Below are 10,707 nucleotides of genomic sequence, written 5' to 3'. Positions count from 1 at the left end.
CTGAGGCTCTTGATTATCGCCTTGAGAATCTGGTTTTCCTCGAAGAGCTCTTCGTAGGTGGGCTTCTGAAACATGAATAGGCCTCCTTTCAGATTTATTCTGATGCCATGATAGCACGTTGCAAGAGACTAAGAAACTGCTGGTTTAGGAGCTAAATCGGCAGGGGGACTGAATAGTTACGTGAGAAGTATGAGGAGTACATACTCTCACATAAAAAGAGAGCTTTCAAGGATGTGGTTCGTTAGATTATGATGCTCTAGAATAGAAAAGAACGCTAGCAATTTTAATTGATCTTTGACTGGCTAGAGGTTAAATCTACTAAGTTACCAGCTATGAGAAACCTCTATAACCCTCCTGCTTGGATTCTTGCCGATAAACCAGGAGGGGAAAGTCTCGGTGACGGTCATGGACTTGCCATGTCTGGGAGGCATGAAAATCATGAGTCGTTTACACTCGCCTCGTTCTACCTCCTCCAGCTTTTGGCAGACCAATTTCAGATGACGGGCGGACTGCCACTTGCCCCGATGAACATACTCAAGATAATCAACCATATGGCGGCGAATCCGCTCTTTTTCTATGGCCGCTACCAGATCATCGCGATTTACCGAGAGCGTTTTCAAGGATATTCAGCTCCTCATCAGAAAGGATGGAGAGGTCTATTTTTTGATTGTGCTCGATAGGACCGCCATCCCTTCCGGTGATTTCTTTACGTTCTACGAACATCCCCAGGTGCTTGCCGAGAAGCTCGAGGGCCCTGACCTTATCGTGGACCTTCAGCCTCAGCGAACCTCCATTTTGGCTCGTCGTCTCCGAGACCTCCGCGACCATGGCCGCCTGGTCGGGCGTCAGCTCAGAACTCGGCCTCAGACGTACACCGCCAGGTCCCCACTCCATCATATCCCGAGTCGAGCCAAACGCAATCTTCGCAAGCTCGATAACAACCTGATCCTGCGTCACCTCCACCCTACGCGCTCTAGACTTGAGTGCCTTTTGAATCTCTGCTGCAACCCAAGTTTTCCCAAGCAGTTCGGCCCCTATCCTGTCAGCGGTTTTTACGCTGTATCCTGCGCGTTTCGCCGCCGCCGTGGCGTTGAGGTCAACGAGATACTCCTCCACGAAGGCAGCCTGTTTCGCTGTGAGCTTCTTTGCCACGGCGGTCACCTCCTGTAATCCAAAGACTTGACGCGCATAATAATGCGCATTATAATAATGACGTCAGGGGGGAAAGCGATGAAGTCCAGCGAAATAATCAAGATCCTCGAAAATGATGGCTGGTACTGGATCAAGACGGTTGGTAGCCACCATCATTTCAAGCATCCGACAAAGCCGGGGAAGGCAACTGTAAAGCATCCCCAAAAGGACGTTCCACCCAAGACATTAAACAGCATCATGAAACAGGCGGGGCTCAAGTAGCCCCGCCTCAGAAAGGAGACGATTTCCTATGAAAAAGGACGTTCGAGTATATCCTGCTCTTCTATCCGAAGACGGCGAGTATGTCTGTGTCCGCTTCCCTGACCTTCCAGGCTGTAACACCTTCGGGACAGACTACGCCGACGCTATCGCTAGCGCAAAAGATGCTTTAGGAGGTCATTTGCTTTGCATGGAAGATGACAACGACCCTATTCCAAGCCCCACCCCGGTCAACAAGCTAGAGCCAGAAGGAGACGAGGTTGCCGTTATAATCGATGTGAGGATGGATATCCTTCGCAAAGAGGAGATAAAAAAATCCGTAAACAAGAACGTGACAATACCGGCCTGGCTCAACGAGATGGCCATGGAGAATAAAATCAACTTTTCCAGCACCCTCCAGGAGGCTCTCAGGGAGAGGTTGGGAGTTTAAAACCGACTCTTGACGTAAAGGGATGCAAGACTTATACTACTATAAGTAATAAAAAACATAACGCCAAGGAGTGGTTTTTCGTGAAAAATCTGAAGTCTTTAGCTCTATCCATCATGATTGTCCTCTGTGCCTCTGTCGCTTTCGCTGCCTCGGTCGAGATCGTGGATCAATCCTACGTCAAGGAGAACCTTGGCAAGCCAGGATTCTTCCTGGTTGACGTCAGGTCTCCGGAGAACTTCAACGGCGAGTCCCCCAAAAAGGGAATCAAGGGAGGGCACATCCCTGGGGCGATCAACGTCTTCGACGGTGAGTTTGATTCCATGACCCAGGAACAGCTCGATTCCATGGGACTCACCAAAGACGTTACGGTGATCGTTTACTGTAACAGCGGCCATAGAAGCAACATAATAGCTCAAAAGATGGTCAAGATGGGCTACCAGTCGGTGAAGAACTACAAAGGTAGCATCATCGACTGGCAGAAGGATCCGTCCAACCCAATCGAGCCAGCTGTGGACAATTAATAGAGATAGAGGAGATTAATCCCAAGCCCCCAGGACCGTTATCGATCCTGGGGGCTTTTCTAGTTATAAAGGGACTTCTTACCCGAGGAGAATATCAGGCTCCCCTCGGGCTTTACAAGGAGACGGGATAGGGTACGGCACTTTACCATGAACAGGTTAAAAACCCTGTGGTCGTCGAAGGCCGCCGCCTCGAAGTTGCCTACCCCTTTAGCCAGGACTAGCGGTGAGCGATCGAAGGTGGACCTGAAACCCTCCGACGATCGGGATCGGAGAAATCCAGGAGTCCCCACCCCGGTGGATACAACCTTTGCCAGGTCGGCCATGCCTACCGCCAGACCGTCCTCCTCGGTGGCATCGTTCAGTATGGCTTTTCCTCTGACGCCGAAGGTTACGGAGATATCGGGCCACCGGAGCCTCATCTGGCGGATTACCACCTTGTCCAGGACTATCTCTCCGCAGTTGTCCCCAAGAATGACGATCTCTCTGTGATGTTCTATGGTCTCCGTAAACCGTCGGTAAAGCTCTTTCGGAAGTCGCCTGCTCTCTACCTCCTCTTTCATCACCTTAGAGATTTTTTCGTGGTCTATTTCGTCGTACGCTCCGAGGTCCAGCAGGTTCGCTGTTCCCGAAAGTATCATAGCCGCCTCAAGGGGATCGTTGCACGAGGAGGAGAGGTCGAAAAAGTCCTCCTCCATGGCCATCATGGACCGGTTGAGCTGGTCCTTTTCTTCCTTAAACGGGTCTAGCCCGTCGGTCATATCGGACAAAATATCGTATCCTATCTGGGTCAGGATTGGGGCACAGGAGTCTTGCCGAACCTCGGGCTCAAAGCCCTCCCACATCCTCCTGAGCAAAGTCATTCTGTCCCTCTCGTCGAGGCCCATTCTGGAGGCCCTTTTCAGGACGTTGTCCATGACGCAGCTCACGCATTGGGGGTAAAGTTCCATGAGTTGTTCTCCTCTCGTTCTGTGATTAGTAGAAAACTATACCACCTATATGGACAAAAAACAGTGATAGATATAACCTTTGGCTCTTTAAAGAATGGATACTATAATGCACAGGCATTATTCATCTTTGGAGGGTGATCCCATATGAAAAAGTTGTTTCTAATCGCGGCGGTTCTTTTTGGAATGGCCGGGTCTCTCTGGGCATCGGATGTCCCGGTTGTCCAGATGGCCTACTCTCACGTGACCCACCATCAGGCCTTCATGGTCGCTATGGCCAGAGGGGAAGAGGCCAAGGATCTGGGCGTGTGGTTGAAGCCGGTCATAGACAAGGAAAAATAAGATATTTACGTCAACGGAGAGAAAAAGGCCCGTATGGTCCTCAACTCCATCAAAGGTGGCTCTGAGGTCGCGACCCTCTTCGCCCAGAAACACCTGGACCTGACCGTCAGCTCCTTCCCTGCCATGCTCTCCGGTATCGATAGAGGGACAGCGATAAAGGTTATGGCCCCGGTTCAGGCGGATGGAATAGCTATGGTATCAAGGAGCGATATAGACGTCGTGGGCTGGGAGAACTTTCTCGCTTACGTTAAGGCATCGGAGAAGCCTGTTATCGTTGGATACCACTCCCCAACCAGCGCTCCTAAGATACTTTTTGAGGCCGCTATGGACTCCGCGGGCCTAAGGCTTACCGGCGATGCCTACGCTACCAAGAAGGACGCCGATATCCTCATGATGGATCTCAGGGGAACGGCCAACATAATACCGGCCATGGCGGCAAAGCAGATAGAGTTCGCCGTCGCTCCAGCTCCGACGCCGGAGATCGTCGAGTCAAAATCCCAGGGGCACATAGTGCTTCAGCTCAGGGAGCTTCCTCCTGTGGGAAGATGGCAGAACTTCCCCTGCTGCGTCATAGCGGGACGGACCGAGTTCGTCGAGGCCCATCCCGAGGCGGTAAAGGCCTTTATCGACATGATGACCACATCCAGCGAGTGGTGTATGGCCAACCCTCAGCTTTCCTCCGAGATAACCGCCGACTGGTTGGGAGTTCCTGCGGAGGTAATAGCCGCCGCCAAGATGACCCTCAGCACCAAGGTCACCAAGGACTGGCTTAAAAACGCCGCCCTCTACCCGGAGATGCTGAACCGTCTTGGACAGTGTACCGGAGCGTTACAGGATAAATCTTTAGACGACGTGGCCGATCTGGTTTTCGATTTCCAATTCGTCGAGATCGAACAGCAGTAGGTTATCACCATCCTCAAAGTCGGCCGTCAGGTTAGCCCCTGAGGGCCGACTTTTTGAGTTTTATAGGAGGTATTTTCGTGAGATACAGTCTTAACCGTTTTATCCTTCCCATATTGGCCCCCATCGGCCTTATAATCCTTTGGCAGGTAGCGTCCATAAAGGTCCAAAACGAGGTGGTCCTTCCGTCGGTGTCACAGGTGGCGGCGGTCCTATCCCGTCCTAACGACGATTTGCTCAGGATGGGCTCCATAGTAGCCAATCTGTGGGTCAGCTTCTTCCGTGTCATGGGCGGCTACCTTCTTGGTCTTCTCCTTGCCCTGCCAGTCGGGGTTCTTATGGGACATTACCGCACGGTGAACCGCCTTTTGGGCTCTCTGGTGGAGATGCTTCGTCCTATGCCACCGTTGGCCTGGATCCCCCTGGTGCTGGCCTGGTTTGGGGTCGCCAGCTTAGCCACCACGGTGGGAGTGGAGGAAGGGACCTGGTATCCTCTACTTAACAACATCAAATATTCTATGCTTTTTATCATATTCATAGGTTCTTTTTTCCCAATCCTCATAAACACCGTACACGGAGTTTCCGGTGTGAGATCGACCCTTATAGACTCAGCCAGGGTCCTGGGGGCCTCGGAGCGGGATATTTTCCTTAAGATCCTGCTGCCCGCCGCAGCTCCGTCCATCGTTACCGGGATGAGGCTCGGGCTGGGAGGGGCCTGGATGTGCCTCGTCGCAGCGGAGATGATGCCAGGCAGCATCTCCGGCGTCGGCTATCTCATAACCCACGCCTACACTGTGGCCGGGACCGATATAGTGATGGCTGGTATGATAAGCATAGGCATGATAGGCATAGTCATAGACGGGACGTTTCGGTTCTTCGAGGATCGTTATTTCTCCTGGCAGAGGCTCTCCCGATGACTCCCCTTCTTGAGACGTCGAACCTGAGGAAGGACTTCAAGTCCGATCACGGGGAGGTCTTCTGTGCCCTGGACGGGGTGGACTTCAAGGTGTTCGACAAAGAGTTCGTCTGTCTCCTGGGCCCATCGGGATGCGGCAAATCGACCTGGCTCAGGATAGTGGCGGGCCTTGAGGTCGCCACATCCGGCTCGGTGCTCTACAAGGGAAGCCCTGTAAAAGGCCCTGGCCGTGAGAGAGGCATGGTCTTTCAGGAATATTCCCTTCTGCCCTGGAGGTCCGTCGTGGATAATGTGGCTCTAGGCCCCGAGTTCAACGGTATGAGGTTCGAGGATCGAAGGGAGCTCGCCATGGACTATCTGGCCCGGGTCGGCCTGGAGAAGTTCGCCGAGGCCATATACCTTGCGGACAGGATAGTGGTGATGTCCGCCCACCCCGGTAGGGTCGTGGAGACCATCGACGTCCCCTTCGACAGGCCAAGAAGCCGCTCCTGCAAGGGCTTCGGCGAGATGACCGAGAGGGTCTTTGAGCTTTTAGAGGGAGTTCAGGTCTAGGTCGGGATAACTCTGAAATAGCCCTTGACATTTGGGGCTATATGGATGATATATCTTATGGGTCTCCTCTGTTTCCGGTTCGTTGCTATGGTGGTCGGCTAGGTTGGTGTTGTTATGAACGTTGAGTTGACGTGGGGGTGATATGGATGAACCTGGAAGAATTGCTAACACAAATTGTTCTTGGAGAGGACTCATCCCGACAGTTCAAGGTGGATATAAAAAATGCCGACTCTCTAGCGTCGGAGATGGCTGCCTTTGCCAACACCAATGGCGGCATCATATTTATCGGTGTGGCCGATGATGGCTCGATGCCAGGGCTTTCAGCTCAGGATGTGGGGCGCGTCAACCAGCTAATCAGCAACGCCGCAAGCCATCTGGTCCATAGTCCCTTAGCGGTTTTGACCGAGAATGTGGCTCTGGAGAACGGTCGTATCGCTATTGTTTTGACCGTTCCCAAGGGCATCGACAAGCCATACTTCGACAAAAACGGAGTGATCTGGTTAAAGGCTGGGGCGGACAAACGGCGGGTGAACTCCAAGGAGGAGCTGCGCCGCCTTTTTCAGATTACCAACCAGTTCCACGCCGACGAATTGCCAACGAAGGCGGGCATCGACAGGATGGACAAGCTACGTTTTCGGGATTTTCTGAGGGATGTCTACAAAATGGACTATCCCGATTCACCAGCTGAGTTGACCCGACTGCTCCAAAACATGAACCTCGCTACAGACGATGGCGTGTTAAACCTGGCGGGGGTGCTTCTTTTTGCCGAGCAGCCTGAGTGGATCGTGCCTCAGTTTGTGGTCAAGGCGATTCGATATCCTGGCAACAAGATCCACGCCACCGATTATCTGGATACCGAGGATTTTTCCGGTCCTCTGCCGAAGCTCTTTGAGGGGGCACTGGCCTTTGTCATGCGCAACTTACACAAGGTGCAGGCCGGACGAGGTGTTAACGCACCGGGGTTGGCGGAGATCCCCGAGGCGGTTTTCGAGGAACTGCTGGTCAACGCTTTGGTCCATCGGGATTATCTGGTCAGTGCCCCGATTCGCCTGTTTATCTTTGACGATCGAATCGAGATCATCAGTCCCGGCCATCTTCCCGACAACCTGACTGTGGAGAAGATCCGCTCCGGTAACTCCAACATCCGTAACCCTATTCTGGTTTCCTACATAGCGAAAGGTTTGCTCCCCTATCACGGCTTGGGGTCCGGCATAAAACGAGCACTGGAAAAGTGGCCGAGGATAGACTTTACCGACGATCACGACGGGTCCCTTTTCACCGTCACCGTTTACCGTAAGTCGGTGGACGAGCTGGAATTGGCGGACGTCCGTGGGGTAACAGGTCAGATCGATAATTTATCCGGTCATGTTGACCTGATAAATGACCTTTTAAACATGCTGCGTTCCGATCCCTCAGCGGGCTATGCAGAACTGGCCGAATGGCTTGAGGTCAGCGAGGCGACTATAAAACGCAACATTCAGAAATTGAAGCGAGAGCACCGTATTCACAGGATTGGCTCCAAAAAAACCGGCCACTGGCAGGTAATCGAGTGACGTTCACCATAGACGGCCTGAGGGCTAGCCACAAAAATAGAGGAGGCATATCATGGGACTTATAAGGGGCCTGATGGGCCACGCCAGCGAGACCGACCTGGGCAAGGTCAGGGAGGAATTCTGCTCCATGCTGATAGAGGGAGAGGACGTTCAGGCGGCCTACAAGCTGGTCAGGGACATGTTCGTCTTCACCGACAAGAGGCTCATAGTGATGGACAAGCAGGGGATGACGGGTAAAAAGGTATCCTATTTAACCGTCCCTTACGGGAGTCAAGGAACAGTAGTTAAAAATATTGACACAAGTCTCAAGAAATGACAGTATGTATATATGAAAAAACTACTTAAGCCTAAAGATGTAGCGGAGATATTTGGCGTGTCCGTAAACAGTCTCCCCACAAAAGGAAATAGTACAGGACCTTATCTCTATTGTCGATGTTTTTTCATGCAAAGTGAATGGGCTACGGAAATACAAAAATAAGCTGAAAGGAGATAACGAGTTGTGAAAAAAGCATATAAGACAGAACTCAAGATGACGGAAAAACAGCTTGAAAAACTAGTTAAAACCATCGGAGTATGTCGTTATCTGTATAACTTGTATCTTCAAAAGGCACAGGACCACTATAAGGAGACCGGCGAGTTTTTATCGGGGTACTCCTTCGATAAGTGGATTAATAACGTACACTCTAAGCAAGATGGTTTTGGGTGGATCAAAGAGGTCTCGTCTAAAGCCCGCAAGAAATCTATTATGAATGGTGAATGTGCCTATAAAAAATTCTTCCTCAAAAAAGCTGGATTTCCTCGGTTTAAGAAGAAAAAGAACCAGGACGTGAAAGTTTACCTGCCTAAAAACAGTGAGACAGATTGGACTGCCCAGAGACACAGGATAAAAATACCTACCTTTAACTTTGTCAGGCTAAAAGAGTTTGGATATATCCCGGAAAACGCAAAGGTTATAAACGGAACTTTGTCCATAAAGGCAGGGCGTGTTTTTCTGTCCCTGTTGTGTGATGTTCCTGAGCCCACGATAGAGCGAGCTGTTGCCCCTGGCGTAGGGATAGACCTTGGCATAAAAAACTTCGCTGCCTTAAGTGACGGGAGCATCTATCCCAATATCAATAAGACCTCTAAGGTCAAAAGACAAGAGAAAAAATTAAAGCGGGAGAGTCGAGCACTGGCTAGAAAACAGAACGCAAAAAAGAAAGCCGGCAAAACCGTGGGAAGTGGCTCTAACTTAATTAAAAACACACTTAGAGTACAAAAGTTGCATTATCGCATAGGAAACATCCGTGAGGAATACAGGCGCTCTGTCGTAAATGCTGTGGTGAAAACCAAGCCCCAGCATATAACCGTAGAGGACCTAAATGTTAGAGGCATGGTTAAAAACAGACACCTGGCAAAAGCGGTCACCGATCAGGGTTTTTATGCCTTTAAGCTGTTTTTGCTTGCCCAGTGTCACAAGCATGGTGTAGAGCTAAGGCAAGTCTCTATGTTCTATCCTTCCTCTAAAACATGCTCTAATTGTGGGGCAGTCAAAAAACATTTAAGCCTTTCCGAAAGAACCTATAAATGCAGTAGTTGCGGACTCGAAATAGATAGAGACCTTAACGCCGCTTATAACCTACGAGACGCAAATCAGTATTCTATACTCACTTAAAGAATATAGGTACTATGTACGGCGGGCTACGTCGGAATTTACGCCTGTGGAGTGTTATATCAAACGAGAGTAGTAGTCACGCAGCGAAATCGGACACGACGAAGCAGGAAAACTCTAAAACATAGACACTTGTCTATGTTTTTAGTAGCAGCATAGTCTCTTTTGCCAAAGAGAGCGCCGGTCACTTTGACCTGGAGTCGGAGCTCAAGATATGGATGAGGGGACAGTCCGATCCCCTGACCTTCGAGTTCAAAAAGGACTCGAGCATAGACGAGATCTACAGGATATTGAGCTCAGCTGTGCTATAGCCAGAGGGAGGGGGCTCTTTATGAGAGGCTCCTCCCTCTTCTTTTGCCTAATAAGCCATGTCTCTGGTTTTGTGTATCTCCATGCTCTCGTTGAACTTGACTATCTCTTCCCTGGCGAAGAAGCTGGCTATATCCTCGGAGAATGACCGGAGAGAATCGCCTTTAAAGTTTTTTGCCATGTGTTCCTCTAGCTGGGGAATACTAAGGTCTATGTCGCCGTCGAGGTCAAAGCGCTCCAATAGGCATCGCATAAAATCCCTGGACCTCAATGTAAGGGCTATCACGTTAGGGGTTAGTACGGCAAAAGAAGCGTCTTCAGCTTTATAGGCGGAGCATATTACCCTACCTGGAAGATTCTCCTGGTTCATCTCGCTTACTAAGTAAGCCTCTCTCTCTGCGGATTTTGCGGGCTTATAAGTCCAGGTCTTAAGGCTCAGATCGGAAACTTTCTCTGCGCTAGACTCGTCTGGTACGTATAGCTCGTCTTCAATTGCATCGAAAAGCGACTGGATATTGCTGCTGGTATCAGCTAGGTAGGCGCATGTGGAGCCGTCCAGGGTTATAACCGGTGAGTTTTTCTCGATGGATTCTAGATAGGGGATAGTTATACTCTCATATATATCCTTTAAAACCTCGATGCAAAAAGAGGTCTTAGATATGATGACACAGTCCGACTCTAAAGCGATTTGGCCAAAGATCTCGTCACCGGTTCTCATATCCACTATGCATAGGTAATCCTGGGTGTTTGCATAAGAGCAAATTGCGAAAATATTGTAGAGGTTCATCAGTCTGCCTGGTTTCATAAAAACACCTCCGTTTGGTTTTTACTTACAGAATCTAGGATTGTCTAAGGGGTATCTTCTCCCTCGAAGGCAGTGACCAAGCCTTCAAACCTAGTTTAGCCCCTTGAAGCGGCCTTCCTTATCGTATTATTCATAACTAAATCCTCCTCTTGATTGAGTTTATCTTGAAAAGGCCTATCGCCTTCACCTGCAACTTTACTACTCCATAACGACATCTTAGGACGGTGACAGAATAAGGTTTTTGCTTTCCCTCTCCGACTTAAGAGGTCGCTCTGTTGCCCTATGCTTTTTTTGCGGGAGCTTAGACGGCCTGTTTTCGGTTTTTTGATTTCATAAGGAGGGATCTGTATGGGAAAGAAGTTTATCGGTTGGAT

General features: G+C 50.2%; 16 protein-coding genes and 1 pseudogene. 12 read left to right on the top strand and 5 right to left on the bottom strand.

Annotated elements, in window-relative coordinates:
- Positions 1-323 precede the first annotated feature (323 nt).
- Positions 324-620 (bottom strand): hypothetical protein, encoded by a 297-nt coding sequence (locus tag B9Y55_RS13110; protein ID WP_200806687.1) that lies wholly within the window; start codon positions 618-620, stop codon positions 324-326.
- Positions 592-1,152 (bottom strand): terminase small subunit, encoded by a 561-nt coding sequence (locus B9Y55_RS12670; protein ID WP_085545710.1) that lies wholly within the window; start codon positions 1,150-1,152, stop codon positions 592-594. The genes B9Y55_RS13110 and B9Y55_RS12670 overlap by 29 nt, the downstream gene beginning before the upstream one ends.
- A gap of 78 nt (positions 1,153-1,230) precedes the next feature.
- On the opposite strand from B9Y55_RS12670, the gene B9Y55_RS12665 reads away from it, so the two are divergent.
- From B9Y55_RS12665 to B9Y55_RS12655, 3 genes are all read left to right on the top strand, one after another.
- The gene (locus B9Y55_RS12665) at positions 1,231-1,413 is read left to right on the top strand and encodes a type II toxin-antitoxin system HicA family toxin (protein ID WP_085545709.1); all 183 of its coding nucleotides are present in this window, start codon (positions 1,231-1,233) and stop codon (positions 1,411-1,413) included.
- A 28-nt stretch (positions 1,414-1,441) separates the two neighbouring features.
- Positions 1,442-1,840 (top strand): type II toxin-antitoxin system HicB family antitoxin, encoded by a 399-nt coding sequence (locus B9Y55_RS12660; RefSeq protein ID WP_085545708.1) that lies wholly within the window; start codon positions 1,442-1,444, stop codon positions 1,838-1,840.
- 80 nt (positions 1,841-1,920) lie between these two features.
- On the top strand, positions 1,921-2,361 hold the full coding sequence (locus B9Y55_RS12655) for a sulfurtransferase (RefSeq protein WP_085545707.1): 441 nt from the start codon (positions 1,921-1,923) through the stop codon (positions 2,359-2,361).
- A gap of 59 nt (positions 2,362-2,420) precedes the next feature.
- Here B9Y55_RS12655 and B9Y55_RS12650 read toward each other — a convergent pair whose 3' ends face one another.
- Positions 2,421-3,308, bottom strand: a complete 888-nt coding sequence (locus tag B9Y55_RS12650) for a damage-control phosphatase ARMT1 family protein (protein ID WP_085545706.1) — start codon at positions 3,306-3,308, stop codon at positions 2,421-2,423.
- Between the two features lie 144 nt (positions 3,309-3,452).
- On the opposite strand from B9Y55_RS12650, the gene B9Y55_RS13560 reads away from it, so the two are divergent.
- From B9Y55_RS13560 to B9Y55_RS12615, 9 genes and pseudogenes are all read left to right on the top strand, one after another.
- A complete protein-coding gene (locus tag B9Y55_RS13560) occupies positions 3,453-3,647 on the top strand; it encodes a hypothetical protein (RefSeq protein WP_234986246.1) in 195 nt (64 codons plus the stop codon).
- A 33-nt stretch (positions 3,648-3,680) separates the two neighbouring features.
- Positions 3,681-4,550, top strand: a complete 870-nt coding sequence (locus B9Y55_RS12645) for an ABC transporter substrate-binding protein (RefSeq protein WP_234986245.1) — start codon at positions 3,681-3,683, stop codon at positions 4,548-4,550.
- A 77-nt stretch (positions 4,551-4,627) separates the two neighbouring features.
- A complete protein-coding gene (locus tag B9Y55_RS12640) occupies positions 4,628-5,464 on the top strand; it encodes an ABC transporter permease (RefSeq protein WP_085545705.1) in 837 nt (278 codons plus the stop codon).
- A complete protein-coding gene (locus tag B9Y55_RS12635; protein WP_085545704.1) occupies positions 5,461-6,015 on the top strand; it encodes an ABC transporter ATP-binding protein in 555 nt (184 codons plus the stop codon). The genes B9Y55_RS12640 and B9Y55_RS12635 overlap by 4 nt, the downstream gene beginning before the upstream one ends.
- 146 nt (positions 6,016-6,161) lie before the next feature.
- Positions 6,162-7,568, top strand: coding sequence for an RNA-binding domain-containing protein (locus tag B9Y55_RS12630; protein ID WP_085545703.1), 1,407 nt, complete (start codon positions 6,162-6,164; stop codon positions 7,566-7,568).
- Positions 7,569-7,620: 52 nt separating this feature from the next.
- Positions 7,621-7,884: a PH domain-containing protein gene (locus B9Y55_RS12625; RefSeq protein ID WP_085545702.1), complete on the top strand. Its 264-nt coding sequence runs from the start codon at positions 7,621-7,623 to the stop codon at positions 7,882-7,884.
- A 67-nt stretch (positions 7,885-7,951) separates the two neighbouring features.
- A pseudogene (locus tag B9Y55_RS13755) lies at positions 7,952-8,071 on the top strand (IS607 family transposase); the annotation flags it as partial.
- Entirely contained in the window at positions 8,068-9,222 is a 1,155-nt protein-coding gene (locus tag B9Y55_RS12620; RefSeq protein ID WP_085545701.1) for an RNA-guided endonuclease InsQ/TnpB family protein, read from the top strand. The pseudogene B9Y55_RS13755 and the gene B9Y55_RS12620, both read left to right, overlap by 4 nt.
- A gap of 152 nt (positions 9,223-9,374) precedes the next feature.
- Entirely contained in the window at positions 9,375-9,530 is a 156-nt protein-coding gene (locus tag B9Y55_RS12615; protein WP_085545700.1) for a PH domain-containing protein, read from the top strand.
- A gap of 47 nt (positions 9,531-9,577) precedes the next feature.
- Here B9Y55_RS12615 and B9Y55_RS12610 read toward each other — a convergent pair whose 3' ends face one another.
- Both B9Y55_RS12610 and B9Y55_RS13555 read right to left on the bottom strand, forming a co-directional pair.
- Positions 9,578-10,333, bottom strand: a complete 756-nt coding sequence (locus B9Y55_RS12610) for a hypothetical protein (protein WP_085545699.1) — start codon at positions 10,331-10,333, stop codon at positions 9,578-9,580.
- 95 nt (positions 10,334-10,428) lie between these two features.
- On the bottom strand, positions 10,429-10,707 hold a 279-nt coding region (locus tag B9Y55_RS13555; RefSeq protein WP_234986244.1), incomplete at its 5' end, for a hypothetical protein.

Source organism: Dethiosulfovibrio salsuginis (genome assembly GCF_900177735.1).
In the GTDB taxonomy this organism is placed as follows: Bacteria; Synergistota; Synergistia; order Synergistales; family Dethiosulfovibrionaceae; genus Dethiosulfovibrio; species Dethiosulfovibrio salsuginis.
The sequence above is the reverse complement of the archived record's forward strand: the minus strand, read 5'-3'. Positions and strand labels throughout refer to the sequence as shown.

Bases quoted from the DNA above. Each gene is read 5' to 3' on its own strand.
- B9Y55_RS12625 (WP_085545702.1), top strand. From the start codon at position 7,621: ATGGGACTTATAAGGGGCCTGATGGGCCACGCCAGCGAGACCGACCTG.
- B9Y55_RS12645 (WP_234986245.1), top strand. From the start codon at position 3,681: ATGGTCCTCAACTCCATCAAAGGTGGCTCTGAGGTCGCGACCCTCTTC.
- B9Y55_RS12660 (WP_085545708.1), top strand. From the start codon at position 1,442: ATGAAAAAGGACGTTCGAGTATATCCTGCTCTTCTATCCGAAGACGGC.
- B9Y55_RS12665 (WP_085545709.1), top strand. From the start codon at position 1,231: ATGAAGTCCAGCGAAATAATCAAGATCCTCGAAAATGATGGCTGGTAC.
- B9Y55_RS13560 (WP_234986246.1), top strand. From the start codon at position 3,453: ATGAAAAAGTTGTTTCTAATCGCGGCGGTTCTTTTTGGAATGGCCGGG.
- B9Y55_RS12650 (WP_085545706.1), bottom strand. From the start codon at position 3,308: ATGGAACTTTACCCCCAATGCGTGAGCTGCGTCATGGACAACGTCCTG.
- B9Y55_RS12610 (WP_085545699.1), bottom strand. From the start codon at position 10,333: ATGAAACCAGGCAGACTGATGAACCTCTACAATATTTTCGCAATTTGC.
- B9Y55_RS12630 (WP_085545703.1), top strand. From the start codon at position 6,162: ATGAACCTGGAAGAATTGCTAACACAAATTGTTCTTGGAGAGGACTCA.
- B9Y55_RS12635 (WP_085545704.1), top strand. From the start codon at position 5,461: ATGACTCCCCTTCTTGAGACGTCGAACCTGAGGAAGGACTTCAAGTCC.